Raw genomic sequence first — 25,714 nt, forward strand, 5'->3', positions numbered from 1 at the left:
TCAGCGCCCATTACATAAGATATTGCCCGTCTCGTCTGACGGAGCCTCTGGTGGCCACCATCCCGACCCACGTGCACTTGCAACCCGCCCAACGCGAGTTCCTCGAAAAGCAGGCCAAGCTGCGCGGCACCAACGTGTCGGCCGAGGTCCGTGCCTCGATCGACCTGTACCGCGCGGGCGTCGAGTCGGTGGCCGAGCTGGAGCTGCTCGACGTCGCCACCCGCAAGGCCAAGGACGACCTCGATGCCACCCTCGCCACCCTCGACGCCGGCCAGCGGCGCGCGAAGGCCTTCTTCGCGGAGATCGACTCGATCAAGGCAGGGTCCTCGACATGAGCCTGGTCGCGGAAATCGTCGACCGCTTGTCCGGCGTGTCCGCGCTGCGCGAGAAGGTCGCCCAGCAAGACAAGGTGCTCGAAGGCATGCAGCGCATCCTGCTCGAGCAGCAGCGTGAACTCGCCGAGCTGAAGGGAACCTTGCGCGCGCTGGTCACGATGCAGCAAGCCTTGCCCAAGAAGTAGTCAGCGCTTGAGCCGCATTTCGGCGGCTTGCGCGTGGGCCTGCAGGCCTTCGCCATAGGCCAGTTCAGCGGCGATCACCCCGAGCTTCTGCGCGCCCGCCTCGCTCACCTCGATGAGGCTGCTGCGTTTCTGGAAGTCGTAGACACCCAGCGGCGAGGAGAAACGTGCCGTGCCCGAGGTCGGCAGCACGTGGTTCGGCCCGGCGCAGTAGTCGCCCAGGCTTTCGCTCGTGAAGGCGCCCATGAAGATGGCGCCGGCGTGCTTCAGCAGCGGCTCCCAGCGCGCGGGCTCGCTGGAGCTGATCTCCAGGTGCTCGGGCGCGATGCGGTTGCTGATCGCGCAAGCCTCTTCCATCGAGCGCGTGTGGATGAGCGCACCTCGGCCTTCGAGCGAAGCACGGATCACGTCGCGACGCGGCATGCCGGGCAGCAGGCGTTCGATCTCGGCCTTGACCTTGGCGATGTAGCTGGCGTCGGGGCACAACAGGATGCTTTGCGCCAGCTCGTCGTGCTCGGCCTGGCTGAAGAGATCCATCGCCACCCAGTCGGGCGGCGTTGTTCCGTCGGCCAGCACCAGGATCTCGCTCGGGCCGGCGATCATGTCGATGCCCACCTTGCCGAACACACGGCGCTTGGCACTCGCGACATAGGCGTTGCCGGGGCCGGTGATCTTGTCGACGGCGGGGATGGTGGCGGTGCCGTAGGCCAGCGCGCCCACGGCCTGCGCACCGCCGATGGTGAACACACGGTCGACACCCGCCACGGCGGCTGCGGCCAGCACCAGGGTGTTGCGCTCGCCCTTGCCTCCTGCTGCACCGGTGCCGCCGGTCGCGATGCTGCCCTTCACCGGCGTCGGCACCACCATGATGATTTCGCCGACCCCGGCCACCTTGGCGGGGATCGCGTTCATCAGGATGCTGGACGGATAGGCCGCCTTGCCGCCCGGCACGTAGATGCCCACACGGTCGAGCGGCGTGACCTTCTGGCCGAGCAGCGTGCCGTCGGCGTCGCGGTAGCTCCAGGAGCGGCCACAGGCGTCGAGCTGGCGCTGGTGGTAGTCGCGCACGCGCTCAGCGGCGGCCTGCAGGGCCTCGCGCTGTTTCGGCGTGATGGCGGCCAGCGCAGCCTCCAGCTCGGCACGGGGAATCTCGAGCGCCTTCACCGCGTCTGCGGCCAGCCCATCGAAGCGCTGCGTGTACTCGAGCACCGCCGCGTCACCGCGCTTTTGCACGTCTTGCAGGATCGCCGCCACCCGCTCCTCGATCGCATGGTCGGTCTCGGCCGACCAGTGCAGCACGCGCTGGAATTCGGCTTCGAAATCGGCGGCGGTCGTGGCGAGCTGGCGGACGTTGACGCTCATGGTCGTTACTCGGGAATGGCCGACGCGATCGCGTCGAGGATCTGGCGGAGGGGCTCGCGCTTGGTCTTGAGCGCGGCCTGGTTGACCACCAGGCGGGCCGAGATCTTCATGATCTCCTCGACCTCGACAAGGTGGTTGGCCTTCAGCGTGCTGCCGGTGGACACGAGGTCGACGATGGCATCCGCCAGGCCCGTGAGCGGCGCAAGCTCCATCGAGCCGTAGAGCTTGATCACGTCGACGTGCACGCCCTTGTCGGCGAAGAAATCGCGCGCGCAGCTGGTGTACTTGGTCGCGACGCGGATGCGCGAGCCCTGCTTCACCGCGGCTTCGTAGTCGAAGTCGTCGCGCGTGGCGACGCTCATGCGGCACTTGGCGATCTTGAGGTCGAGCGGCTGGTACAGGCCCTGGCCGCCATGCTCGAGCAGCACGTCCTTGCCGGCCACGCCGAGGTCGGCACCGCCGTACTGCACGTAGGTCGGCACGTCGGTGGCACGCACCAGCACCACGCGCACCTCGGGCTGGGTGGTGCCGATGATGAGCTTGCGCGACTTCTCCGGGTCTTCGAGCACCTCGATGCCCGCGGCCTTCAGCAGCGGCAGGGTCTCTTCGAAGATGCGTCCCTTGGACAGTGCGAGCGTGATCATTTGATTCTCTGGATGTCGGCGCCGATGCCGCGCAGCTTGGTTTCCATCTGGTCGTAGCCGCGGTCCAGGTGGTAGATGCGGTCGACGGTGGTTTCGCCATCGGCCACGAGGCCGGCGATCACGAGGCTGGCCGAGGCGCGCAGGTCCGTGGCCATCACCGTTGCGCCAGACAGCTGCGGCACGCCCTGCACGATGGCCGTGTGGCCGTCGACCTCGATCTTCGCGCCCAGGCGCACGAGTTCGTTCACGTGCATGTAGCGGTTCTCGAAGATGGTCTCGGTGATCCGGGCCGTGCCCTCGGCGATGCAGTCGAGCGCCATGAACTGCGCCTGCATGTCCGTCGGGAAGGCCGGGTATTCGCTCGTGCGGAAGCCTACCGCGCGCAGGCGCTTGTCGTTCTTGACGCGGATCCAGTCGGCGCCCGATTCGATGGTCGCGCCGGCGTCACGCAGCTTGTCGATCACGGCATCGAGGTGGTCGGCACGCGAGCGGCGCAGCGTCACGTCGCCACCGGCCGCAGCCACGGCGCAGAGGAAGGTGCCGGCCTCGATGCGGTCGGGCACGATGCGGTGGTTCACGCCCCCCAGGCGCTCCACGCCCTGGATGCGGATCTTGCTGGTGCCGTGACCTTCGATCTTCGCGCCCATCTTGATGAGCATCTCGGCGAGATCCGGAATCTCGGGCTCCTGCGCCGCGTTCTCCAGCACTGTCTCGCCCTCGGCCAGCACGGCGGCCATCATCAGGTTCTCGGTGCCGGTGACGGTGACCATGTCGGTCGTGATGCGGGCACCCTTCAGCCGCTTGGTCCTGGCGTGGATGTAGCCGTGCTCGACGGTGATCTCGGCACCCATCGCCTGCATGCCCTTGATGTGCTGGTCGACCGGGCGCGAGCCGATCGCGCAGCCGCCGGGCAGCGACACCTTGGCCTCACCGAAGCGCGCCAGCAGCGGGCCCAGCACGAGGATCGACGCGCGCATCGTCTTCACCAGGTCGTAGGTCGCTTCGCGCGAGGTCACGTTGGAGGCGTTGATCGACACCGTGTCGGGCTGCGACTCGCTGCGCTCGGCCTGCACGCCCATCATGCGCAGCAGCTTGAGCGTGGTGTTCACGTCCTGCAGGCGCGGCACGTTGGTGAGCGTCACCGGCTCGGCGGTCAGGAGCGTCGCGCAGAGTTCGGGCAGCGCCGCGTTCTTCGCGCCCGAGATCATCACCTCGCCCTGGAGTTGGCGGCCGCCTTTGATGAGGAGTTTGTCCATGTGGGGCTTTCAGCCGCCATGCCCACCCGGCTCACGGACCCGCAGGCAGCAGGCCCGCCAGCCGCAGTGCACACTGCGGCGCGATTCAATGGTGGTGGTTGGAGGCCGACGAGGCGTTGGAAGCCCACTCGGCCGGGGTCAGCGTCTTCATGGACAGCGCGTGGATTTGCTCGCGCATTCTATCGCCCAGGGCCTGGTAGACCCGCTGGTGGCGCGACACGCGGCTCTTGCCCTCGAACTCGGCCGAGACGATGGTGGCGAAGAAATGGCGCCCGTCGCCTTCGACCTGCAGGTGGTCGCAGGCAAGGCCTTGCGCGATGTAGCGCTCGACGTCGGCGGGGGTGGGATCGGCCATGAGGGTGCGGATTATCGCCTCAGGACCTGATCTTGTAGCCGATGCGCAGCAAATGCAGGCACAGCGCGCACACCACGACCAGACTGGCGCCGACGATGGCGAGGCTGGTCCACGGCGACACATCGCTCACCCCGAAGAAGCCGTGCCGGAAGCCATCGACCATGTAGAAGAAGGGGTTCAGGTGGCTCACGCCCTGCCAGAACGCCGGCAAGGACTTGATGGAATAGAACACGCCCGAGAGCATGGTCATGGGCATGACGATGAAGTTCTGGAAGGCGGCGATCTGGTCGAACTTCTCGGCCCAGAGGCCGGCCACCAGGCCCAGCGCGCCCATCATCGCGGCACCGCAGAGCGTGAAGACGATGATCCACAGCGGGTTGGCAATCGGCGGCGGGGCGAACCACACGGTGACCAGCAGCACGCCCAGGCCCACCGCCACGCCGCGGATGATGGACGCTCCCACGTAGGCCACGAACCAGGCCCAGTGGCTGAGCGGCGTGACCAGCAGGAACACGAGGTTGCCGGTGATCTTGCTCTGGATCAGCGACGAGCTGCTGTTGGCGAACGCGTTCTGCAGCACGCTCATCATCACGAGGCCCGGGATCAGGAAACTCGTGTAGCCGACCTCGCCGAACACGGTCACCCGGCCTTCGAGCACGTGGCCGAAGATCAGCAGGTACAGCACCGCGGTGAGCACCGGCGCGGCCACCGTCTGGAAGCTCACCTTGTAGAAGCGCAGCATCTCCTTGTAGATCAGCGTGCGCGCGCCCTCGAGCACGATCTTCATACGGCCACCTGCACCTGCTCGAGCGTCCTCGGTGCGCCTTGCATGATCTCGAGGAACACGTCTTCGAGGTCGGCGCGGCCGATCTCCAGGTCTTCGGGCTGGCAGCCGTGCGCGCGCAGGATCTGCAACACCCGTTCGACCTCCGCCGTGTCGTGCGCGGTGACCTGCACGATGCGCCCGGTCACGCGGGCATGCGAGGTGAGTTCGGCCGGCAGCGCCTGGTCCATCTTGAACCGCATCATCGTGCTGGCGGTGCCGGCGAGCAGCGCCGAGGTGCGGTCGAGCGCGACCACCTGGCCGAGCTTCAACATCGCGATGCGGCCGCACAGCGCTTCGGCCTCTTCGAGGTAGTGCGTCGTCAGCAGCACCGTGTGGCCCTGCTTGTTGAGCCGGGCCACGAAATGCCACAGCGTCTGCCGCAGCTCCACGTCGACACCCGCCGTCGGCTCGTCCAACACGATCACCGGCGGCCGGTGCACCAGCGCCTGCGCCACCAGCACACGGCGCTTCATGCCACCGGAGAGCTGGCGCATGTTGGCGTCCGCCTTGTCGGCGAGGCCCAGCCCCTGCAGCAGCTCGTCGATCCAGGCGTCGTTGTTCTTCACGCCGAAGTAGCCGCTCTGGATGCGCAGCGTCTCGCGCACACTGAAAAAGGGGTCGAACACCAGCTCCTGCGGCACGATGCCGAGCGCCTTGCGCGCGGCGGCAAAGTCGGTCACCACGTCGTGGCCGAGCACCGAGACGCTGCCGCCGCTGGCACGCGTCAAGCCCGCGAGGATGGTGATCAAGGTGGTCTTGCCTGCCCCGTTGGGCCCGAGCAGGCCGAAGAACTCGCCCGGCTCGATGTTGAAGCTCACCCCATCCAGGGCCCGCACTTCGCGGCCGGCGGTGCGGTAAAGCTTGCTGACGTTCTGGAACGAGACGGCGGACATGAGGGCGCGGATTGTAGGCAGCCCGCTCTTTTCTCGCTCGCGGCGCCCCACCGCCGCCCCGCCCGGTGCTAGATTCGCCGGCACCGCTTAGAGCCTCCGAGACATGGCCCCTCCCCCGAAGAAACCGCGGCGCACAGCCGAGCGCATCCTCGAAGTGACGCTGGAGCTGTTCAACCGCTTCGGCGAGCCCAATGTCTCCACCACGCTGATCTCGGCCGAGCTGAACATCAGCCCCGGCAACCTCTACTACCACTATCCCGCCAAAGACGAGCTGATCAACGCGCTCTTCGGCCGCTACGAAGAAGCGCTCACGCAGCTGCTGCACGCCGCCGACGACGTGCGCAACGTGGAAGACGCCTGGCTCTTCTTCCACATGCTCTTCGAGCTGATCTGGCGCTACCGATTCCTCTACCGCGACCTCAACGACCTGCTCAGCAAGAACCGCAAGCTGGAGACGCACTTCCAGGTCGTGCTGAAGAACAAGACGCTGGCCGTGAAGGCCGTGCTCGACGGGCTCTCGCGCGGCAACGCGATCAAGCTCGACAGCCGCGCCGCCGACCCCACCGCCACCGCGATGGTGGTCGTGCTCACCTACTGGCTCTCGTACGAATACGTGCGCGACCCGCGCAACGCGCTCGAGCCCGACAGCGCCGGCCCCGCCCTCCTGCGCGGCGCCTTCCACGTGCTGAGCCTCTTGATGCCCTACCTCGAACCCGGCCAGCGCGAGCACCTGCTCGGTCTGGTGGGCCCTTACCAGAAGCCCTGACAGGAGACACCCATGGCCAAGTGGACCGCCTTCCCCTACGACGCCGCCGAATACACCTACGACGCCGCCACGCTGAAGAAGAAGTGGGCCCGCCTGCATGCGGGTGACGCCGAGCCTTTGCCGAAGGACGACAAGGTGCTGGCCGCCTGGGCGCTGTACCACGCAGGCGACTTCCAGAAGGCGGTCGAGGCGGGCCTGAAGGCGGGCGGCGCCGGCATCACGGTGGCCAACAAGGCCCAGTGCATCTACGCCAACTACCTGGAGAAGAGCGAGAAGACCAAGCTCGCGCTCTTCCTCGAAGTGGCCGAGCGCGCCGAGGCGCAGATGGCCGAAGAGCCGAAGAACGCCAACGCCTTCTACCTGGCCGCCTACGCCCTCGGCCGCTACAGCCAGGGCATCAGCGTCGCCAAGGCGCTGACGCAGGGCCTCGGGTCCAAGGTGAAGGCCGCGCTCGAGACCGCCATCAAGCTGCAACCCAAGCACGCCGACGCCCACATCGCGCTGGGCACCTTCCACGCCGAGGTGATCGACAAGGTGGGCTCGCTGCTCGCCCGCACGCAGGGCGCAAGCAAGGACGCCGGCCTCGCCGCCTTCAAGACCGCGATCAAGCTCAACCCGGCTTCGGCGATCGCGATGGTCGAGTACGCCAACGGGCTCGTGATGCTCGAAGGCGACAAGAAGATGAAGGAAGCGGAGAAGCTCTACGCCGACGCCGCCGCCTGCGAGCCGCTCGATGCGATGGAGCGCCTCGACGTGGAAATGGCGAAATCCGAACTCGAGGACTAGTCATGTCGGCCCCTCGCCCGGCGCATACGCCGGACGATCCCCCAAGGGGATTGCGGGCCGGCTTGGGAGCGGCCCGGCGCTCGGCCCGCGCTCGCTTTGCATGACCCGCCCGCCTCACAGGCCGGCGGGTTTTCTTTTCCATACTTGCAAATAGGAACTATTCGCATTTAAAGTGCGAACCATCGCATTCGCCAGCCTCGTGCCAGCCGTGCTCCACACACGACCACAGGCTGGACCATGCTCACTGCAACCTCTCCGCTGGCGTCTTCTCTCCTGCAAGCGCCCATCCGGCACCCCCAGCGCCGGCAGCTCGCCGCACACCGCCGCTCGCGCAGCCTCGCGCTGGGCCCGGCGATGTGGCTGCAGTTCGAAGATGACCTGACGCTCGAGCACCAGATCGACGAGGTGCTGCGTGCCGAAGGCGACAGCTCCCTCGAAGCCCGCGAGCGCGAACGCGCCCTCTACGCCCACCTGCGCCCCGACGGCCGCCACTGGAAGGCCACGCTCCTCATCGGCCTGCCCGATGCCGACGAACGCGTGCGCAGCCTGCCCATGCTCAACGAGGCCTCGCACCGCCTCTACGTGCAGCTGCCGCGCCTGCCCCGCGTCTACGCCCAGGCCAACGAAGACCTGCCCGACCGCCACCTCCACCGGCTCTCGGCGGTGCACTTCCTGCGCTTCGAATTCCCTGCACCGTTGCGCGTGGCGCTGCTGGCCGGCGCCGACGCGTCCATCGGCTGCGAGCACGACCAGTACGCGTGGCGGCGCGTGATCCCGATGGCGCTGCTCGAGCAGTTGCGCTGCGACCTCGCCTTCTCTTCCCGCTGACAGACGCACGCTGAGCGGAGGCCCCATGTGCCAGAACCCCAACGCCCCTCACGAGCACGACGCTGCGCTCGACGCCCTGGTGATGCAGGCCGCGGCCGCCACCGGCGCCACCGTGCTCTCGCTGCCCACGCTCAAGCCCAAGGCCGGCTCGCGCCGACGTCGCCTGTGGGAGCTCGACGCGCATGCGCACTGCCCCGTCGTCGGCGTGTGCCTGCCCTTGCCCGCCCTGCGCCGCATCGTCGACAAGGTGCTGTCGGGTGAGGCGCTGGCCGACGACTACGAGCTGCACTGCGGCGTGATCGCCGAGTGCCGCCGCCGCACGCCGATCGCCGACGCCGTGCAACGCGAGCTCGACCGCCGCTGCATGATCGCGCTGCGCCAGGCCGCGCTTGCCAAGACCACCGAAGGCCTCGCCGCCTGGTGGCAGGCCGCCTCCGCCGGGCGGGACCTCGCCGGCGCCTTCTGGGCCACGCTCACCCACCCGCGCTGCACACCCGAGCTCGAGCACAAGGTGCTGGGCGACGTGCACATGCTGCAGCACCAGGTCGGCGTGGCACGCCGTGTCGACCTGCAGCACTTCGAAGCGGTGGTGCACGAGAACGGCGTGCTCGGCCGCGAGCTCGCCGCCGCGCAACAGCGCAACACCCGCCAGGCCGACGAGCACCGCCAGCGGCACGAACACCAGCAGTCGCAGATCGTGCAGCTGCGCGCGCAACTCATCGGCCGCGACACGCTGATCGCGTCACTCCGCCAGGAGCTGCAGACGCTCGAAGACGCCGTGCCGGGCCTCAAGGCCCGCCAGGCGCTGGTGCTCGACAACGAGCGCCTGCTGAGCCGGCTGCACGACACCGAGCGCACGCTGATGCAGGCCCAGCACGAGCTCGAACGTGCGCGCGCCCGCATCGACGAGCTCATGCAGGCCCTGCAGCGCCCACCACAGGCCGAGGCCACGCCCACGGGGGTCGAGTTGCCCGACCCGGCCGCCCTCGCCGACCGCGCCGTGCTGTGCGTCGGCGGCCGCCCGGCGAGCGTGCCCGTCTACCGCCAGCTGATCGAACGCACCGGCGGCCGCTTCCTGCACCACGACGGCGGCGAGGAAGACAACCCCGCCCAGCTCGACGCCACGCTCGCCGCCGCCGACCTCGTGATCTGCCAGACCGGCTGCATCAGCCACGACGCCTACTGGCGCGTGAAGGACCACTGCAAACGCACCGGCAAGCGCTGCGTCTTCGTCGAGACGCCGAGCACCGCGGGGCTCAAGCGCGCGCTGCGCTCGCTCGTGCCGGTGGCCGAGTCACCCCCTGCATGACCCCCTTTTGTCCACTGAAGAGAGCCTCACCATGAACTCCAAGAACCACCCGGGGGATTCACCCCGGATGGCCGCCATCGCCCTGGGCGTGATGGCGGCTTTGTCGTCGTTGGCCGCCCACGCGCAACAGGAGCAGGCGCCCGTCGCTGCACCCGCCGCAAGCGCAGCCGCCAGCGCACCAGCGGCCGCAGGCGTCCCGAGCGGCATCGTGAACTCCCCGGCGCTGCCGACCATCACCGTCAAGGCACGGTCCGAGAGTCCCACCGGCCCGGTCAATGGCTACAAGGCCCGGCGCGCCACCACCGCCACCAAGACCGACACGCCGCTGAAGGACACGCCGCTGTCCGTCACCGTGCTCACGCGTGACCTGATCGTCGACCAGGGCGCCACCAACATCCAGGACGCGCTCAACTATGCCGCCGGCGTGCGTCCAGACGCCTACGGCCTGGACTCGCGCACCGACTCCATCCGCGTGCGCGGCGGCTACCCCGACGAGTACCTCGACGGCCTGCGCAAGAACTTCGACTGGTACACGAGCAACGCGCGCACCGAGCCCTTCACGCTCGAGCGCATCGAGCTGCTGCGTGGCCCGGCCGCCATGCTCTACGGCCAGGGCACCGTCGGCGGCGTGATCAACATGGTCAGCAAGCGCCCGCAGGCCGAAGCGCAAGGCGAGATCGGCGTGCAGCTCGGCACCTGGAACCGCAAGCAGGTGCAAGCCGACGTGACGGGCCCGCTCACCGCCAGCGGCGAGTGGCTCTACCGCCTGATCGCCGTCGGCCGCGACGCCGACACGCAGGTCGACCACGTGCGCGACGACCGCGCACTGATCGCCCCGTCGCTCACCTGGAAGCCGAGCGCCGCCACGGCGCTCACGCTGCAGCTGCTCTCGCAGCGCGACCGCACCGGCTCCACCTCGCAGTTCTTCCCCTGGGCCGGCACCGTGGCGCCGAACCCGAACGGCCAGATCCCCACCCATCGCTTCATCGGCGACCCGGACTGGGACCGCTACGACACTGACCGCGACTTCATCGGCTACTTGTTCGAGCACAAGTTCAGCGAGGCGCTCATGCTGCGGCAGAACCTGCGCTACACCAAGACCGACGTCGACTACCGCTCGCTCTACGGCGACTCGTTCAGCACACCCGGCGGGTGGGATGCCGACCCGGTGGGCCAGCGCCTGCTCGGCCGCTATGCCTACGGCAACATCAACCGCACCAAGCTCTTCACCGTCGACCAGAACCTGTTCGCGAAGTTCGCCACCGGCCCGGTGCAGCACGAGCTGCTCGCCGGCCTGGACGCCGCCCACTACAAGAAGAGCAGTTCCAGCGCATTCGAAGACTCGTCGACCGTGCCGCTGATCGATGTCTACAACCCGGTGTACCCGGCCTACACGCCGCCCGCGTTCGGCCCTGCAGCCAAGTCGACACAGACGCAGGTCGGCCTCTACCTGCAGGACCAGCTGCGTTTCGCGCGCGACTGGCTGGTGACCTTCGGCCTGCGCCACGACCGCGCACGCAACGTGACCGAAGGTGGGGGTGTGGGCGGCGTCGACGATGCGCAGAATCACAAGGCCACCACCAAGCGCGTGGGGCTGCTGTACTCAGCCCCGTTGGGCGTCTCGCCCTACGTCAGCTACAGCGAATCGTTCACGCCGCAGGCCAACCGCGGCTCAACCACCTTCAAGCCGCTCACGGGCAAGCAGTGGGAAGTCGGCGTGAAGGCCGAGCCCACCGACAAGCTGAAGCTGAACGTGGCCGCCTTCGATGTGCGCGAAGTCAACCAGATCCAGGAGCCCACGCCCGGCACTTTCAACCAGCTGGGTGAAATCAAGGCGACTGGTTTCGAGGTGGATCTCACCGCCGCCTTCTCGCGCAGCTTCGACCTCATCGCCAGTTACACCTACACCGACCTCGACGTGAAGCTCGAGCAGATGCCGCGCAACCAGGCCAACGTGCGGGGCAAGTGGAAGCTGACGACGCTCGGCGTCGACGGTCTCTCGCTCGGCGCCGGCGTGCGCTACCTGTCGGACTACCGCGACGGCGCCGCGCCCACCGTGCCCTCGCTCGCCCTGCTCGACGCGATGATCGCGTGGGAAAGCACGCACTGGCGCGCCGCCCTCAATGTGAGCAACCTGACCGACAAGGTCTATGTCGCGAGTTGCGGCAACCGTGGCGACTGCTGGTACGGCGCGCGCCGCAACGTGGTCGGCACGGTGAGCTACCGCTGGTAGGCCCGGCCCGGCGCCGCGCTCAACGCGTGGCGCCGCCCATGTACCGGGCGGCCTGCGCCAGGTCGTCCAGCCACTGCCGGTACTCGTCCTCACGCTGCGCCGGGTCGCCCCGCAGCAGCGCCGAGGGGTGCACCGTCACCAGCACCGGCAGCTGATGCTGCCCCGTGAGCCAGGTGCCGCGGGCCTTCAGCACCGGCACGGCATGGCCGATCAGCGAGCGGGTGGCGGTGGCGCCCAGCGCGATCAGCGCCTGCGGCTTCACCTGCTCGATCTCGCTTTCCAGCCAGTGCAGGCAGGCCGCGGCCTCGCGCTGCGTGGGCGTCTTGTGGATGCGCCGCTGGCCGCGCAACTCGTACTTGAAATGCTTCACCGCGTTGGTGACGTAGATCTGCGTGCGGTCCCAGCCGAGGTCGTCGATCGCCTTGTCGAACAGGTGCCCGGCGGGGCCGACGAAGGGGCGGCCCTGCAGGTCTTCCTTGTCGCCGGGCTGCTCGCCCACCACCATCAGCCGCGCGGTGACCGGCCCTTCGCCAAACACCGACTGCGTGGCGTGCTCGCCGATCGGGCACTCGCGGCAACGGTCGGTCGCCACACGCAAGGCAGCGAGCGCCTTCTGCGGGTCGTTCGGCAGGGGTTTCGATGCAGAGCTGCGGCTCACGAGTTCCTCCATCGCCAGAAGGGCCGAGTGGATGGCGATGCGCCGCCGCGGCACGGTGGGCGGCGCATCTACCATGCTCCCCGTGCGTGGCAAGGCATGTGCCGAAAGCTCCGAGATCAGCTCGGCCTCGGGCAGGTTGCGCCAGTAGCGGCGCGGCATCTCCTTGCGCATCTGGTCGAGCTTGAGCCGCGCGGGGTTGAAGATGTGGCGGTAGTAGGTGAGCCACAGCGCCTCGCCCGCATCGGGCGGCGGCGCGTCGTCGCGCACGGCGCCGGGGCCGAAGGTGAGCGAGCGGCCATCCCAGCGCACACTGCGCCGCGGCGTGAGGATGGCCCAGCGCATGTGCGTGAAGCGGCGCATGAAGAACGGCGCATTGGCTTCGACGATGTGGTGCTCGGGCTCGAACCACGCCACATGCAACGGCTCGGCCTGCCCATCGCTCACCGGGCGGAAGCGCACGAAGGCGCGCATCTTGTGCACGTCGCGCTGCACGGCCTTGGCCATGGCCTGCGCGCGCAGGCGATCGGCGTCGAGCGGGTCGTGGCGCAGCGCGGGCTCGTGCTGCAGGCGCCACAGCAGGCGGTACATCAGCGCGAAGCGCGACGGATCGCGGTGCAGGCGCACGCGCTCGCAGAGGTCGACGAAGGCGGCGGGCACGGTGGCGCTGGCCTCGGTGGGCCCAGCCAGTACCGCTGCCGGCGGGGCGTCGAAGAGATCGGCCTCGGTACCGGTCGACCAGCTGGCGTCTTCGGGCGGCACGCCTTGCGTGATGAGTCGTCGGGCGGCGGCGCGAAAGCCGTCCCAATCGATCTCGCCTTCCAGCGCGATGCGGACCTGCGACATGACCAGCTCTCAGGCAAACAGCGCAGCCTGCACCGGTGCCGGCGTCAGCTTCGCGGCCACCTGCGCATCGTCGAGGGCCAGCGGCTTGTGGTCGGGCAGCACGAGGAACGGCAGCACCTTGGCCAGGGGCACGCGCAGGCGCTTGAGGTCGTCGCTGCGCAGGCGGCGCACGCGCCGCGCGGCCAGCACCCGCTCGACCGCCTTGGCGCCGAGCCCGGGCACGCGCAGCAGCAGCTCGCGCGGCGCCTGGTTCAGGTCGACCGGAAAGCGCTCGCGGTGCGCCAGCGCCCAGGCGAGCTTGGGGTCGACATCGAGTCGCAGCAGGCCGTCGTTCGACGCGACGATCTCCTCGTGCCCGAAGCCATAGAAGCGCATGAGCCAGTCGGCCTGGTAGAGCCGGTGCTCGCGCACGAGGGGCGGCGCCTTGAGCGGCAGCGACGAGGCCGCATCGGGGATGGGGCTGAAGGCCGAGTAGTACACGCGCCGCAGGCGGTAGGCGCCGTAGAGCTGCGCGCTCGTCGCGAGGATGGCGCGGTCGTCGGCCGCGTCGGCGCCCACGATCATCTGCGTGCTCTGGCCGGCCGGTGCGAAGCGCTCGGGCCGCGCGCGCCTGGGCTTCGCTTGCGGCATCGACACCACGGCCTCGGCCGCCTGCTTCGCTTCTTTCGCGTCGTCGATGTGCACACGCAGCCGCGCCATCGAGCGCTTGATGGCCGGCGCGTCCTTCTCGGGGGCCAGCGAGGCGAGGCCGGCTTCGGTGGGCAGCTCGATGTTGATGCTCAGCCGGTCGGCATAACGGCCGGCGCGCTGCAGCAGCTCGGGTGCCGCATCGGGGATGGTCTTCAGGTGGATGTAGCCGCGGAAGTCGTGCTCCTCGCGCAGCACACGCGCCACCTCAACCACCTGCTCCATCGTGTAGTCGGGGCTCTGGATGATCCCCGAGCTGAGGAAGAGGCCTTCGATGCAGTTGCGACGGTAGAAGTCGAGCGTGAGCTGCACCACCTCGTCGATGCTGAAGCGTGCGCGTGGCACGTTGCTCGTGACACGGTTGACGCAGTACAGGCAGTCGTACTGGCAGAAGTTGGTGAGCAGGACCTTGAGCAGCGAGATGCAGCGCCCATCGGGCGCGTAGCTGTGGCAGATGCCCATGCCTTCGGTCGAGCCGAGGCCGCGCCCGCCAAGCGAATCGCGGCGCTCGGTGCCGCTCGACGCGCACGAGGCGTCGTACTTCGCGGCGTCGGCCAGGATGGCGAGCTTGTCTTGGGTGTTCACTGTATGAATATACAGTGTCACCCGTCGGGGCGGCGATTAATCCCTAGTGCCGGTGATCGACTTTCGTGATGCGCAACGAGCCCGCACGGTCGTCGAGCATGAAGGTGCCGGTCACGCCGCGCAGGAACTCGTCGGTCGCCTTCCGGCAGCCACCCCAGTCGTGGTAGTCGTCGAGGATGATGCTGCCGCCCACCACCAGTTGCGGAAAGATGCGCTGCAGGCAGGTCTTCACCGGCTCGTACCAATCGACGTCGACGTGCGCGAAGGCCACCGCTGCGCTCGGGTGCAGCGTGTCCTGCACCAGGCCCTTGACCAGCGTCACCCCGTCGCGCTGCGGGTCCACACCGTAGCGGTAGAGGTTGGCCTGCACCAGGTCGTAGAGGTCGTCGCGGTAGCCGTAGTACGGGTCGCCGGCGATGCCGGTGGACTGGCCCTGCACGATGGTCTGGTAGCGCAGGTGGACGTCGGGTGTGTCCTCCTGGGTGGGCGGCGGGATCATGCCGAAGACGTCGTACACCTCGAAGGGCCGCTCGGTGCGCTTCACGTTGGCAATGAGGATTGCCGAGCCGCCGAGGGCGCAGCCCGCCTCGATGAACACACCAGGCAAGCCGGCCGCCTCGATGCTGCGCACGGTGCTGAGCAGGCTGACCAGCTTCTTGTCCGACAGGTAGGTGAGCTTGTCGGCGCGGATGCGCGACAGCAGCAGCCGGTCTTCCGCGCTCAGGTCGCGCGGCAGCCCCGATTTGCCGACGATGCGACCGGCAACACGTTTCAGGCCTTCGAGCATCTCGCCACTCCTTCCACACCGACAGGGTGGTGGAGTATTGCGCTGCAACATCGCCAGCCGGGCCAGCACCCTCCCGTCGAAGGGGGCTCTGCGGCGCTGCGTTCAGGCCGCGGTGGCCATGCGCACGGCGTGCTCCCACTGCGCCATGCGCTCCTGCGCCCGCTCGCGCGGCAGCGTGGGGCGGAACGTGCGGTCGACCTGCCACTGCGCGGAAAGCTCGTCGAGGCTCTTGTAGACGCCGCTCGAGAGGCCCGCCAGGTAGGCCGCGCCCAGCGCCGTGGTCTCGATCACCTTCGGCCGCACGACGGGGATGCCCAGCAGGTCGGCCTGGATCTGCATCAGGAGGTTGTTGACGCACGCCCCACCATCGACGCGCAGCTCGGCCACCGGCGAGCCGCCCGCGGCCACCGCGTCGCGGCTCATCGCCTGCAAGAGCGCCGCGCTCTGGAACGCGATGCTCTCCAGCGCGGCCCGCGCGATGTGGGCGACGGTCGTGCCGCGCGTGAGGCCGACGATCGCGCCACGGGCGTCCGCCTTCCAGTACGGCGCGCCCAGGCCGGTGAAGGCCGGCACGAACATCACGCCGCCCGAATCGGGCACGCTTTCGGCGAGCTGCTGCACCTCGCCGCTCGCCTTGATGGCGTTGAGGCCGTCACGCAGCCATTGCACCACCGCGCCACCGATGAAGACGCTGCCTTCGAGGGCGAACTCGGGCGTCTTGGTCGGCTGCGCGGCGCTGGTCGTCACGAGGCCATTGGTCGAGAGCTGGAAGTTGGCGCCGGTGTGCATCAGCATGAAGCAGCCGGTGCCGTAGGTGTTCTTCGCGAGGCCGGGGCGGAAGCAGGCCTGGCCGAAGAGCGCGCTCTGCTGGTCGCCGGCCACACCGCCGATCGGCAACGATGCACCGAGCAGGTCGGGCAGCGTGTGCGCGAAGAGGTGCGAGGAGGGCTTGACCTCGGGCAGCATGCTGCGCGGCACGCCCAGCACCTTCAGCAGCTCGTCGTCCCAGGTGTTGCTGCGCACGTCGAGCATCAGCGTGCGCGAGGCGTTGCTGACGTCGGTCACGTGCGCCTTGCCGCCGGTGAGCTGCCACATGAGCCAGGTGTCGACCGTGCCGAAGGCGAGCTCGCCCTTCTGTGCCGCCTCGCGTGCGCCGGCCACGTTGTCGAGGATCCACTTGAGCTTGGTGCCCGAGAAGTAGGCGTCGATGATGAGCCCGGTCTTCTCGCGGAAGAGCGGCTCCAGTCCGCGCTCGCGGAACTCGGCACAGGTGGGCTCGGCGCGGCGGTCCTGCCAGACGATGGCGTTGTAGACCGGCTCGCCGGTCTTGCGATTCCAGACGAGTGTGGTCTCGCGCTGGTTGGTGATGCCGATGGAGGCGATGTCCTTGGCCAGCAGCTTGGCTTTCTGCAGGACTTCCTTGGCGGTTGCGAGCTGCGTTTCCCAGATCTCCTTGGGATCGTGCTCCACCCAGCCCGGCTGCGGATAGATCTGGCGGAACTCGCGCTGCGCCATCGCGACGATGTGGCCGTCCTTGTCGAAGACGATGCTGCGGGAGCTGGAGGTGCCCTGGTCGAGGGCGAGTAGGTAGGTCATGGGGTTCTCCTGGGCAGCGCGAGGGTCAGCTCGCCACTTCGCACTGCACGCCCGCTTCGGCGAGCAAAGAAGGAAACGGCTCCGGCGGCGCCTCGTCCGTGAACAGCATGTCCACCTCGTCGAGCCCCGCCAGCTTCACCATCGCCGGCCGATTGAACTTGGAGTGGTCGGCCGCCAGCCACACCTGCCGCGAGTGCTCGATGATCGCCCGCGCCACCTTGACCTCGCGGTAGTCGAAGTCACGCAAGGTCCCGTCATCCTCGATGCCGGAGATGCCGATCAGCCCGATGTCCACCTTGAACTGGCTGATGAAGTCGACCGTCACCTCACCCACGATCCCGCGATCGCGCGAGCGCACCACCCCGCCCGCCACGATCACCTCGCACGCCGGGTTGTCCGACAGGATCGCTGCGACATTGAGGTTGTTGGTGATCACCCGCAGCCCCTTGTGATGCAGGAGCTCGCGCGCGATCGCCTCGGTGGTCGTGCCGATGTTGATGATCAGCGAGCACCCCTCCGGCACGGCCGCCGCCACCGCCCGCGCGATCCGCTGCTTCGACTGCTCGTTGAGCTGCTGGCGTTGCCGGTACGCGATGTTTTCCGTCGTCGACGTCGGCAACCGCACGCCGCCGTGGAAGCGCGCCAGCAGCCCGGCGGCCGCCAGCTGTTTCACGTCGCGGCGCACGGTCTGCAGGGTCACGCCGAACTGTTCGGCCAGGGCTTCCACGGTCACGGCACCGCGGTTGCGCACCTCCTGGATCAGGAGAGCTTGTCGGGGATTGGGGGTCATGCGAACGCAGGTAGGCCAAGTCTGGGGCGCGAGCGTAGCCGGTGATGAGGACTTTCGAGAGGGGTGGAATCCGCCCTTGCGCGCCGTTCGTTTGTGGGCTAAAAAGAAAAAAGAGGAAAACAAACGAACACAAACCGAAAACGCCTGTGCCCTAGTCCGCGTTTCCATGAACGAAACGGGGCTTTGAACCCACCGGCCGGCGCAAACGGTCACCCTTTTTGATCGGAGACAGCTTGAATCACCGCCACACGGGCGCAGCCGACACGGCCGTGCCCGCCGCCCAACCGCCCGCCCGACGCGAGTGCGACGTGCTCATCGTCGGCGGCGGCATCAACGGGGCCGGCATCGCACGCGACCTCGCCGGGCGCGGGCTGTCGGTGACCTTGTGCGAGAAGGACGACCTCGCGGCGCACACCTCGTCGTCGTCGACCAAGCTGATCCACGGCGGGCTGCGCTACCTCGAGTACTACGAGTTCTCGCTGGTGCGCAAGGCGCTTGCCGAGCGCGAGGTGCTGCTCAAGAGCGCGCCGCACATCATGTGGCCCCTGCGCTTCGTGATGCCGCACGACCCGTCGATGCGGCCCTCGCTGATGATCCGCGCCGGCCTCTTCCTCTACGACCACCTCGCCCGCCGCGAGGTGCTGCCCGGCTCCGAGGTGATCGACATGCGCCGGCACAAGGTCGGCGCACCGCTCAAGCCGCAGTTCAGGAAGGGCTACGTCTACTCCGACGGCTGGGTCGACGACGCACGCCTCGTGGTGCTGAACGCGATCGACGCTGCCGCGCACGGCGCGAACGTGCTCACCGGCTGGCGCTGCACCGAGGCGCGCCGCGCCGACCGGGGCTGGCAGCTCACGCTGACCGATGCCTCCGGCGCCACGCAGCACTGGCACGCGCGGGCGCTCGTCAACGCCGCCGGCCCCTGGGCCGCGCAGTTCCTGCACGAACACGCGCACCTGAAGGACACGAAATCGCTGCGCCTGGTGAAGGGCAGCCACATCGTGGTGAAGAAGATCTTCGACCACGACCACGCCTACATCTTCCAGAACACCGACCGCCGCATCATCTTCGCCATCCCCTACGAAGGCGAGTTCACGCTGATCGGCACCACCGATGTGGAAAGCGACAGCCCCATCGGCAAGGCGCAGATCGACGCGAGCGAGGTCACCTACCTCTGCGAGCAGGCGAGCCGCTATTTCGCCAAGCCCATCGTGCCGGCCGACGTGGTGTGGACCTACGCCGGCGTGCGCCCGCTGCTCGGCGACGAGAGCAGCGACGCCTCGGCGGTGACGCGCGACTACATGCTCGACTACGACATGAACGGCGCCCCGATGCTCACGGTGTGGGGCGGCAAGATCACGACATTCAGAAAGCTGGCCGAAGAAGCGTCCGACGGCCTGTGCAAGCGCCTCGGCAACCGCCAGCCTGCGTGGACGGCCAATGCCTACCTGCCCGGCGGCGACCTCAGCGCCTGGATCGGCCCGCCGCAGCGGCCCGACACCGACTTCGAGCGCTTCGACGCCCAGCTCGCCAAGCGCCACCCCCAATGGCACGCCGACACCCGCCGCCGCATGGCGCGCTGCTACGGCTCGCGCATCGAGATGGTCGCCGGCAGCCAGGGCCTCGGTGAAGAGATCGCCACCGGCCTGCACGAGGCCGAGCTCGTCTACCTGCACGACCACGAATGGGCGCGCAGCGCCGACGACGTGCTGTGGCGCCGCACCAAGCTCGGCCTGCACCTGAGCGAAGCACAACGCCAGAACGTCGCCCGCTGGTGGGCCGCGCGCTGGCCCGACGAATCGATGAAGACCGGAGACAACGTGAGGACGACGCAATGGAGTTGACCCTGGAGCGGGTCGACAAGATCGTGGGCCCCGAGACCCACCTCTACCCGCTGGATTTGACGCTCGCACCGCGCGCGGTGACCGTGCTGCTCGGCGCCACGCAGGCGGGCAAGACCACGCTGATGCGCCTGATGGCGGGGCTGGATGCGCCCAGCCACGGCCTGGTGCGCGTGGACGGCAAGGACGTGACCGGCATGCCGGTGCGCGAGCGCAATGTCGCCATGGTCTACCAGCAGTTCATCAACTACCCGTCGATGAGCGTGTTCGACAACATCGCCTCGCCGCTCAAGCTGCGCGGCGACAAGAGCATTGCCAACCGCGTGCAGGAGCTCGCGGCCAAGCTGCACATCGAGCCCTTCCTCAAGCGCCTGCCGGCCGAGCTTTCCGGTGGCCAGCAACAGCGTGTGGCATTGGCCCGCGCGCTCGCGAAGAACGCCCCGCTGATGCTGCTCGACGAGCCGCTGGTGAACCTGGACTACAAGCTGCGCGAGGAACTGCGCGACGAGCTGACTCAGCTCTTCGCCGCCGGCGACTCGACCGTCGTCTACGCCACCACCGAGCCCACCGAAGCGCTGCTGCTCGGCGGCTACACCGCGGTGATGGATGCTGGCGAGCTGCTGCAGTACGGCCCCACCGCCGATGTGTTCCACAAGCCGAAGTCCATCCGCGTGGCGCGTGCGTTCAGCGACCCGCCGATGAACCTGATCGAAGGCAATGCCGCCTCGCTCGGCGTTTCCCTCCCGGCCGGCGTGCAGCTCTCGGTGCCGCTGCCGGCGGCCAGCACCGCCAACCTGACCATCGGCGTGCGTGCGAGCGCGCTGCACATCACGCAACGCCCCGGCGACGTGGCCCTGCCCGGCAAGGTGGAGCTGGCCGAGATCTCGGGCTCCGACACCTTTGTGCACGTGGAGACGGCGGTCGGCGAACTCGTCGCCCAGCTCACCGGCGTGCATTTCTTCGACCTCGGCTCGAACATCACGCTCTACCTGCACCCGGCGCAGGTCTACGTGTTCGATGCCAGCGGCGCGCTGCTCGTCGCGCCCACGCGGGGGATGACCTGATGGCCCGCATCGACCTCGACCTCGCGCACTCGTACCGCCCGAATCCCCAGAAGGATGAGGACTACGCGCTGCTGCCCCTGAAGATGACCTTCCGCGACGGCGGCGCGTATGCACTGCTCGGCCCCTCGGGCTGCGGCAAGACCACGCTGCTCAACATCATCTCGGGCCTCGTCACGCCCTCGCACGGCACGGTGAAGTTCAACGGCACCGACGTCACGAAGCAGACGCCGCAGCAGCGCAACATCGCCCAGGTGTTCCAGTTCCCCGTCATCTACGACACGATGACGGTGGCCGAGAACCTGGCCTTCCCGCTGAAGAACCGCGGTGTCTCGCCCGACAAGATCAAGCAGCGCGTCGGCACGATCGCCGAGATGCTGGAGATGAGCCACCAGCTCGACATCCGCGCGGCCGGCCTGTCGGCCGACCAGAAGCAGAAGATCTCGCTCGGCCGCGGCCTGGTGCGCGAAGACGTGAGCGCGGTGCTCTTCGACGAGCCGCTCACCGTGATCGACCCGCACCTCAAGTGGCAGCTTCGCCGCAAGCTCAAGCAGATCCACCATGAGTTGAAGCTCACGCTGATCTACGTGACGCACGACCAGGTCGAGGCGCTCACCTTCGCCGAAGAGGTGGTGGTGATGACACGTGGCAAGGCGGTGCAGATCGGCAGCGCCGACCAGCTCTTCGAAAGGCCGCAGCACACCTTCGTCGGCCACTTCATCGGCTCGCCGGGCATGAACTTCCTGCCGGCCGCCATCGTGCCCGGTGCGCCCGAAGGGGCCGACACGCTGGGCGTGCGCCCCGAATACGTGACGCTCACCGAGCCGCGCGCCCCGGGCGCCCTGCAGGCGGTGGTGACACAACGGCAGGACGTCGGCACCTACTGGCTCGTCACCGCGAAGTCGGGCGACAGCGTGATCCGCGCCCGCCTCTCGCCCGAGACCACGCCGCCGGCCGTCGGTGATGCCGCGTGGTTCGGCGTCAAAGGCACGCACACCTGCTACTACAAGAACGAGGAGTTGGTGGCATGAAGCCGATCAACCAGAAAGCGTGGTTCCTGATCCTGCCCGTCATCCTGTGCGTGGCCTTCTCGGCCATCCTGCCGCTGATGACGGTGGTGAACTATTCGGTGCAGGACATCATCTCGCCCGAGCGGCGCGTGTTCGTCGGCACCGAGTGGTTCAAGTCGGTGATGCGCGACGAAGACCTGCAAGGCGCTCTCTTGCGCCAGATCGGTTTCTCGTTCTCGGTGCTGCTGGTCGAGATCCCGCTGGGCATCTGCCTCGCACTCTCGATGCCGGCCCAGGGCTGGAAGTCGTCGCTGGTGCTGGTGCTCGTCGCCATCTCGCTCTTGATCCCCTGGAACGTGGTCGGCACCATCTGGCAGATCTATGGCCGCACCGACATCGGCCTGCTCGGCGCCGCACTCGCGGCCCTCGGCATCGACTACAGCTACACGGGGTATGCGACTGACGCGTGGCTCACGGTGCTGGTGATGGACGTGTGGCACTGGACGCCGCTTGTCGCCCTGCTCTGCTTCGCCGGCCTGCGCGCCATTCCCGACGCGTACTACCAGGCCGCCCGCATCGACGGCGCGAGCAAGTTCGCGGTCTTCCGCTACATCCAGCTGCCCAAGCTGCGGGGCGTGCTGATGATCGCGGTGCTGCTGCGCTTCATGGACAGCTTCATGATCTACACCGAGCCCTTCGTGCTGACGGGCGGTGGCCCCGGCAATGCGACGACCTTCCTGAGCCAGTACCTCACGCAGAAGGCTGTCGGCCAGTTCGACCTCGGCCCGGCGGCTGCCTTCTCGCTGATCTACTTCCTGATCATCCTGCTGCTGTGCTTCATCCTCTACAACTGGATGCAGCGCGTGGGCACGCAAAACAAGACGGAGGCATCCCATGGATGAGAAACGCTTCCGCAAGCGCTCGATCTTCTTGGTCGCGTACCTCCTGTTCGCCATCCTGCCGGTGTACTGGATGGTCAACATGTCGTTCAAGACGAACACGGAGATCCTGTCCACCTTCAGCCTGATCCCGCAGGACTTCACCTGGGAGCACTACAAGACGATCTTCACCGACGAGAGCTGGTACTCGGGCTACATCAACTCGCTGATCTACGTGGCCATCAACACGGTGATCTCGCTGCTGGTGGCGCTGCCCGCGGCCTATGCGTTCAGCCGCTACCGCTTCCTCGGTGACAAGCACGTCTTCTTCTGGCTGCTGACCAACCGCATGACGCCGCCGGCGGTGTTCCTGCTCCCGTTCTTCCAGCTCTACACCACGCTCGGCCTGATGGACACGCACATCGCCGTGGCCCTCGCGCACCTGCTCTTCAACGTGCCGTTGGCGGTGTGGATCCTCGAAGGCTTCATGAGCGGCATCCCACGCGAGATCGACGAGACGGCGTACATCGACGGCTATTCCTTCCCGCGCTTCTTCCTCACCATCTTCATCCCGCTGATCAAGGCCGGCGTGGGCGTGGCCGCCTTCTTCTGCTTCATGTTCAGCTGGGTCGAGCTGCTGATGGCCCGCACGCTCACGAGCGTCGATGCGAAACCCATCGTCGCGACGATGACCCGCACCGTCAGCGCCTCCGGCATGGACTGGGGTGTGCTCGCCGCAGCGGGTGTCTTGACCATCGTCCCGGGCGCAATCGTGATCTGGTTCGTCCGTCACTACATTGCCAAGGGCTTCGCCATGGGCCGCGTGTGATGAACACAACTGCAACAACCCACCTCCTCGCCCGCCACCATCGTCTCCAGCCGGGGGTGATGGGGACCGGGCGCAGCGAAGTAAAGGAGGAGGAATGGGCGCAGCCCATTCCGGGGGACATGAGCGGAGCCCGGTCCACATCGGCCCCAGCCCGCGCCGAAACAACGCATACGGAGCACTGACACATGTTCGAGTGGATGGCCTGGACGCCCCCCGTCGCGATCTTCTTCACCACCATCGTGCTGATGCTGATCGCCATGACGGTGTGGGAATTGAAGTCCCCCACAACCATGCGCAAGGGCTGGCTCCCGATGGAGACCACCCGAGGCGACCGCCTCTTCATCGGCCTCCTCACCGCCGCCTACGTCAACCTCGCCTTCGTTGCCGTCAGCGAGAAGCTGATGACGTGGCTGAGCCTGGAGAACGAACCGTCGATCTGGATCAGCTTTGTCATCTCGATGGCACTGCTGGCGTTGATCATGCGCAAAGGCTGAAGGGTCACACAAGAGAAGTTTTTCGAAAAGGCACCCGGCCACCACTTCCCAGCCGTCGTGCCATCTTGAGCAATGGGAAGCATTCAGGAGACAGACATGAAATTGCGCTTGAACGCTGTGGCCCTGGCCGCTGCCGCTCTGGTCATGGGCCAGAGCGCATGGGCCGGCGAGGCCGAAGCCAAGAAGTGGATCGACAGCGAGTTCCAGCCGTCCACGCTCAGCAAGGAGCAGCAGACGGCCGAGTTGAAGTGGTTCATCGAAGCAGCCAAGAAGCTGCAGGCCAAGGGCGTGAAGGAAATCTCGGTCGTCTCCGAGACCATCACCACGCACGAATATGAATCGAAGACGCTCGCCAAGGCCTTCGAAGAAATCACCGGCATCAAGGTCAAGCACGACCTGATCCAGGAAGGTGACGTCGTCGAAAAGCTGCAGACCTCCATGCAGTCCGGCAAGTCGATCTACGACGGCTGGATCTCCGACTCTGACCTGATCGGTACCCACTACCGCTACGGGAAGATCATGAACCTGACCGACTACATGGCCGGCAAGGGCAAGGAGTGGACGAACCCCGGCCTCGACCTGAAAGACTTCATCGGCACCAGCTTCACCACCGGCCCCGACAAGAAGCTCTACCAACTGCCCGACCAGCAGTTCGCCAACCTGTACTGGTTCCGTGCCGACCTCTTCGCGCGTGCCGACCTGAAGGACCGCTTCAAGAAGAAGTACGGCTACGACCTGGGCGTGCCGCTCAACTGGAGCGCGTACGAAGACATCGCGGACTTCTTCACCAACGACGTGAAGACCATCGACGGCAAGCCCATCTACGGCCACATGGACTACGGCAAGAAGGACCCGTCGCTCGGCTGGCGCTTCACCGACGCGTGGCTCTCGATGGCCGGCACCGCCGACATCGGCATCCCCAACGGCAAGCCGGTCGACGAGTGGGGCATCCGTGCCTCGGCCGACGGCTGCACGCCGCTCGGCGCTTCTGTCTCCCGCGGTGGCGCGACCAACTCGCCCGCCGCTGTCTACGCACTCACCAAGTACGTCGACTGGATGAAGAAGTACGCCCCGAAGGAAGCCACCGGCATGACCTTCGGCGAAGCCGGCCCCGTGCCCGCCCAAGGCCAGATCGCGCAGCAGATCTTCTGGTACACCGCCTTCACCGCCGACATGACCAAGCCCGGCCTGCCGGTGGTCAACGCCGACGGCACGCCCAAGTGGCGCATGGCCCCCGGTCCGAACGGCCCGTACTGGAAGCAAGGCATGCAGAACGGCTACCAGGACGTGGGCTCGTGGACCTTCTTCGACAAGCACGATGAAAACCGCACCGCCGCTGCGTGGCTGTATGCGCAGTTCGTGACGGCCAAGACCGTGTCGCTGAAGAAGACCATCGTCGGCCTGACCCCGATCCGCGAGTCGGACATCCAGAGCAAGGCCATGACCGACCTGGCACCGAAGCTCGGCGGCCTGGTTGAGTTCTACCGCTCGCCGGCCCGCGTGGCCTGGACGCCGACCGGCACCAACGTGCCCGACTACCCCAAGCTCGCGCAGCTCTGGTGGAAGAACGTGGCCGTCGCCGTGACGGGTGAGAAGACCCCGCAAGCTGCGATGGACAACCTCGCCGAAGAGATGGACCAGGTGATGGCCCGCCTCGAGCGCGCCGGCATGGCCCGTTGCGCCCCCAAGCTCAACAAGAAGGAAGACCCCAAGAAGTACCTGAGCGACAAGGGCGCCCCGTGGGCCAAGCTGGCCAACGAGAAGCCCAAGGGCGAAACCATCGCGTATGACACCTTGCTGAACGCCTGGAAGGCTGGCAAGGTTCGTTAAGCACTGTCCAGAAGCGAGCGGCTGCGGGTGGCCGCTCTTCATGCCCCCGT

Annotated in this window: 25 protein-coding genes; 14 read left to right on the plus strand and 11 right to left on the minus strand. The window is 67.6% G+C overall.

Going from position 1 to position 25,714, the window contains the following annotated elements:
• Positions 1-50: 50 nt before the first annotated feature.
• Positions 51-335 carry a hypothetical protein gene (locus tag JI745_RS10860; protein WP_201806120.1) on the plus strand — a complete coding sequence of 95 codons (285 nt, stop codon included), beginning with the start codon at positions 51-53 and terminating at the stop codon, positions 333-335.
• Positions 332-520, plus strand: a complete 189-nt coding sequence (locus tag JI745_RS10865; protein WP_201806121.1) for a hypothetical protein — start codon at positions 332-334, stop codon at positions 518-520. The genes JI745_RS10860 and JI745_RS10865 overlap by 4 nt, the downstream gene beginning before the upstream one ends.
• Here JI745_RS10865 and hisD read toward each other — a convergent pair whose 3' ends face one another.
• The 6 genes from hisD to JI745_RS10895 form a co-directional block, all read right to left on the minus strand.
• Complete coding sequence (gene hisD, locus JI745_RS10870) at positions 521-1,879, minus strand: histidinol dehydrogenase (protein WP_201806122.1); 1,359 nt, start codon at positions 1,877-1,879, stop codon at positions 521-523.
• Positions 1,880-1,884: 5 nt separating this feature from the next.
• Complete coding sequence (gene hisG / locus JI745_RS10875) at positions 1,885-2,523, minus strand: ATP phosphoribosyltransferase (protein WP_201806123.1); 639 nt, start codon at positions 2,521-2,523, stop codon at positions 1,885-1,887.
• On the minus strand, positions 2,520-3,779 hold the full coding sequence (gene murA, locus JI745_RS10880) for a UDP-N-acetylglucosamine 1-carboxyvinyltransferase (protein ID WP_201806124.1): 1,260 nt from the start codon (positions 3,777-3,779) through the stop codon (positions 2,520-2,522). The genes hisG and murA overlap by 4 nt, the downstream gene beginning before the upstream one ends.
• A gap of 85 nt (positions 3,780-3,864) precedes the next feature.
• Positions 3,865-4,134, minus strand: a complete 270-nt coding sequence (locus tag JI745_RS10885; protein WP_201806125.1) for a BolA family protein — start codon at positions 4,132-4,134, stop codon at positions 3,865-3,867.
• A 19-nt stretch (positions 4,135-4,153) separates the two neighbouring features.
• Positions 4,154-4,921 (minus strand): ABC transporter permease, encoded by a 768-nt coding sequence (locus tag JI745_RS10890; protein WP_201806127.1) that lies wholly within the window; start codon positions 4,919-4,921, stop codon positions 4,154-4,156.
• A complete protein-coding gene (locus JI745_RS10895; RefSeq protein WP_201806129.1) occupies positions 4,918-5,853 on the minus strand; it encodes an ABC transporter ATP-binding protein in 936 nt (311 codons plus the stop codon). The genes JI745_RS10890 and JI745_RS10895 overlap by 4 nt, the downstream gene beginning before the upstream one ends.
• A 103-nt stretch (positions 5,854-5,956) precedes the next feature.
• On the opposite strand from JI745_RS10895, the gene JI745_RS10900 reads away from it, so the two are divergent.
• The 5 genes from JI745_RS10900 (at position 5,957) to JI745_RS10920 (ending at position 11,775) form a co-directional block, all read left to right on the plus strand.
• Positions 5,957-6,619, plus strand: coding sequence for a TetR/AcrR family transcriptional regulator (locus tag JI745_RS10900; RefSeq protein ID WP_201806131.1), 663 nt, complete (start codon positions 5,957-5,959; stop codon positions 6,617-6,619).
• 12 nt (positions 6,620-6,631) lie between these two features.
• Positions 6,632-7,405, plus strand: coding sequence for a hypothetical protein (locus JI745_RS10905; protein WP_201806133.1), 774 nt, complete (start codon positions 6,632-6,634; stop codon positions 7,403-7,405).
• 237 nt (positions 7,406-7,642) lie between these two features.
• Entirely contained in the window at positions 7,643-8,233 is a 591-nt protein-coding gene (locus tag JI745_RS10910; RefSeq protein ID WP_201806134.1) for a DUF3501 family protein, read from the plus strand.
• Positions 8,234-8,258: 25 nt separating this feature from the next.
• Positions 8,259-9,542: a DUF2325 domain-containing protein gene (locus JI745_RS10915; protein ID WP_236674961.1), complete on the plus strand. Its 1,284-nt coding sequence runs from the start codon at positions 8,259-8,261 to the stop codon at positions 9,540-9,542.
• A gap of 31 nt (positions 9,543-9,573) precedes the next feature.
• The gene (locus tag JI745_RS10920) at positions 9,574-11,775 is read left to right on the plus strand and encodes a TonB-dependent siderophore receptor (protein ID WP_236674962.1); all 2,202 of its coding nucleotides are present in this window, start codon (positions 9,574-9,576) and stop codon (positions 11,773-11,775) included.
• A gap of 19 nt (positions 11,776-11,794) precedes the next feature.
• Here JI745_RS10920 and JI745_RS10925 read toward each other — a convergent pair whose 3' ends face one another.
• The 5 genes from JI745_RS10925 to JI745_RS10945 all read right to left on the minus strand — a co-directional run bounded on the left by JI745_RS10925 (position 11,795) and on the right by JI745_RS10945 (position 17,721).
• Entirely contained in the window at positions 11,795-13,276 is a 1,482-nt protein-coding gene (locus tag JI745_RS10925; RefSeq protein ID WP_201806135.1) for a UdgX family uracil-DNA binding protein, read from the minus strand.
• Positions 13,277-13,285: 9 nt separating this feature from the next.
• A complete protein-coding gene (locus JI745_RS10930; RefSeq protein WP_201806136.1) occupies positions 13,286-14,548 on the minus strand; it encodes a putative DNA modification/repair radical SAM protein in 1,263 nt (420 codons plus the stop codon).
• A 43-nt stretch (positions 14,549-14,591) separates the two neighbouring features.
• Entirely contained in the window at positions 14,592-15,335 is a 744-nt protein-coding gene (locus JI745_RS10935) for a TylF/MycF/NovP-related O-methyltransferase (protein WP_201806137.1), read from the minus strand.
• Positions 15,336-15,437: 102 nt separating this feature from the next.
• Positions 15,438-16,931 carry a glycerol kinase GlpK gene (gene glpK / locus JI745_RS10940; RefSeq protein WP_201806138.1) on the minus strand — a complete coding sequence of 498 codons (1,494 nt, stop codon included), beginning with the start codon at positions 16,929-16,931 and terminating at the stop codon, positions 15,438-15,440.
• 25 nt (positions 16,932-16,956) lie between these two features.
• Entirely contained in the window at positions 16,957-17,721 is a 765-nt protein-coding gene (locus tag JI745_RS10945; RefSeq protein ID WP_201806139.1) for a DeoR/GlpR family DNA-binding transcription regulator, read from the minus strand.
• 233 nt (positions 17,722-17,954) lie between these two features.
• On the opposite strand from JI745_RS10945, the gene glpD reads away from it, so the two are divergent.
• From glpD to JI745_RS10980, 7 genes are all read left to right on the plus strand, one after another.
• Positions 17,955-19,565 (plus strand): glycerol-3-phosphate dehydrogenase, encoded by a 1,611-nt coding sequence (glpD, locus tag JI745_RS10950; RefSeq protein ID WP_201806141.1) that lies wholly within the window; start codon positions 17,955-17,957, stop codon positions 19,563-19,565.
• Positions 19,556-20,626, plus strand: a complete 1,071-nt coding sequence (locus JI745_RS10955; RefSeq protein ID WP_201806143.1) for an ABC transporter ATP-binding protein — start codon at positions 19,556-19,558, stop codon at positions 20,624-20,626. Before glpD ends, JI745_RS10955 begins: the two co-directional genes overlap by 10 nt.
• Positions 20,626-21,654, plus strand: coding sequence for an ABC transporter ATP-binding protein (locus JI745_RS10960; protein ID WP_201806145.1), 1,029 nt, complete (start codon positions 20,626-20,628; stop codon positions 21,652-21,654). The genes JI745_RS10955 and JI745_RS10960 overlap by 1 nt, the downstream gene beginning before the upstream one ends.
• Positions 21,651-22,535 carry a carbohydrate ABC transporter permease gene (locus JI745_RS10965; RefSeq protein WP_201806147.1) on the plus strand — a complete coding sequence of 295 codons (885 nt, stop codon included), beginning with the start codon at positions 21,651-21,653 and terminating at the stop codon, positions 22,533-22,535. Before JI745_RS10960 ends, JI745_RS10965 begins: the two co-directional genes overlap by 4 nt.
• Entirely contained in the window at positions 22,528-23,340 is an 813-nt protein-coding gene (locus JI745_RS10970) for a carbohydrate ABC transporter permease (RefSeq protein WP_201806148.1), read from the plus strand. Before JI745_RS10965 ends, JI745_RS10970 begins: the two co-directional genes overlap by 8 nt.
• Before the next feature lie 185 nt (positions 23,341-23,525).
• Positions 23,526-23,834, plus strand: coding sequence for a DUF2160 domain-containing protein (locus tag JI745_RS10975; RefSeq protein WP_201806149.1), 309 nt, complete (start codon positions 23,526-23,528; stop codon positions 23,832-23,834).
• A 96-nt stretch (positions 23,835-23,930) separates the two neighbouring features.
• Complete coding sequence (locus JI745_RS10980; RefSeq protein WP_201806150.1) at positions 23,931-25,664, plus strand: ABC transporter substrate-binding protein; 1,734 nt, start codon at positions 23,931-23,933, stop codon at positions 25,662-25,664.
• Positions 25,665-25,714: the final 50 nt, after the last annotated feature.

Origin of the sequence: Piscinibacter sp. HJYY11 (assembly GCF_016735515.1) — a bacterium.
GTDB lineage: Bacteria > Pseudomonadota > Gammaproteobacteria > Burkholderiales > Burkholderiaceae_C > Rhizobacter.

What these genes read in the sequence shown, in the direction of transcription:
- JI745_RS10865 (WP_201806121.1), top strand. Translation starts at nt 332, where the DNA reads ATGAGCCTGGTCGCGGAAATCGTCGACCGCTTGTCCGGCGTGTCCGCG.
- hisD (WP_201806122.1), bottom strand. Translation starts at nt 1,879, where the DNA reads ATGAGCGTCAACGTCCGCCAGCTCGCCACGACCGCCGCCGATTTCGAA.
- hisG (WP_201806123.1), bottom strand. Translation starts at nt 2,523, where the DNA reads ATGATCACGCTCGCACTGTCCAAGGGACGCATCTTCGAAGAGACCCTG.
- murA (WP_201806124.1), bottom strand. Translation starts at nt 3,779, where the DNA reads ATGGACAAACTCCTCATCAAAGGCGGCCGCCAACTCCAGGGCGAGGTG.
- JI745_RS10885 (WP_201806125.1), bottom strand. Translation starts at nt 4,134, where the DNA reads ATGGCCGATCCCACCCCCGCCGACGTCGAGCGCTACATCGCGCAAGGC.
- JI745_RS10890 (WP_201806127.1), bottom strand. Translation starts at nt 4,921, where the DNA reads ATGAAGATCGTGCTCGAGGGCGCGCGCACGCTGATCTACAAGGAGATG.
- JI745_RS10895 (WP_201806129.1), bottom strand. Translation starts at nt 5,853, where the DNA reads ATGTCCGCCGTCTCGTTCCAGAACGTCAGCAAGCTTTACCGCACCGCC.
- JI745_RS10900 (WP_201806131.1), top strand. Translation starts at nt 5,957, where the DNA reads ATGGCCCCTCCCCCGAAGAAACCGCGGCGCACAGCCGAGCGCATCCTC.
- JI745_RS10905 (WP_201806133.1), top strand. Translation starts at nt 6,632, where the DNA reads ATGGCCAAGTGGACCGCCTTCCCCTACGACGCCGCCGAATACACCTAC.
- JI745_RS10910 (WP_201806134.1), top strand. Translation starts at nt 7,643, where the DNA reads ATGCTCACTGCAACCTCTCCGCTGGCGTCTTCTCTCCTGCAAGCGCCC.
- JI745_RS10915 (WP_236674961.1), top strand. Translation starts at nt 8,259, where the DNA reads ATGTGCCAGAACCCCAACGCCCCTCACGAGCACGACGCTGCGCTCGAC.
- JI745_RS10920 (WP_236674962.1), top strand. Translation starts at nt 9,574, where the DNA reads ATGAACTCCAAGAACCACCCGGGGGATTCACCCCGGATGGCCGCCATC.
- JI745_RS10925 (WP_201806135.1), bottom strand. Translation starts at nt 13,276, where the DNA reads ATGTCGCAGGTCCGCATCGCGCTGGAAGGCGAGATCGATTGGGACGGC.
- JI745_RS10935 (WP_201806137.1), bottom strand. Translation starts at nt 15,335, where the DNA reads ATGCTCGAAGGCCTGAAACGTGTTGCCGGTCGCATCGTCGGCAAATCG.
- glpK (WP_201806138.1), bottom strand. Translation starts at nt 16,931, where the DNA reads ATGACCTACCTACTCGCCCTCGACCAGGGCACCTCCAGCTCCCGCAGC.
- JI745_RS10945 (WP_201806139.1), bottom strand. Translation starts at nt 17,721, where the DNA reads ATGACCCCCAATCCCCGACAAGCTCTCCTGATCCAGGAGGTGCGCAAC.
- JI745_RS10955 (WP_201806143.1), top strand. Translation starts at nt 19,556, where the DNA reads ATGGAGTTGACCCTGGAGCGGGTCGACAAGATCGTGGGCCCCGAGACC.
- JI745_RS10960 (WP_201806145.1), top strand. Translation starts at nt 20,626, where the DNA reads ATGGCCCGCATCGACCTCGACCTCGCGCACTCGTACCGCCCGAATCCC.
- JI745_RS10965 (WP_201806147.1), top strand. Translation starts at nt 21,651, where the DNA reads ATGAAGCCGATCAACCAGAAAGCGTGGTTCCTGATCCTGCCCGTCATC.
- JI745_RS10970 (WP_201806148.1), top strand. Translation starts at nt 22,528, where the DNA reads ATGGATGAGAAACGCTTCCGCAAGCGCTCGATCTTCTTGGTCGCGTAC.
- JI745_RS10975 (WP_201806149.1), top strand. Translation starts at nt 23,526, where the DNA reads ATGTTCGAGTGGATGGCCTGGACGCCCCCCGTCGCGATCTTCTTCACC.
- JI745_RS10980 (WP_201806150.1), top strand. Translation starts at nt 23,931, where the DNA reads ATGAAATTGCGCTTGAACGCTGTGGCCCTGGCCGCTGCCGCTCTGGTC.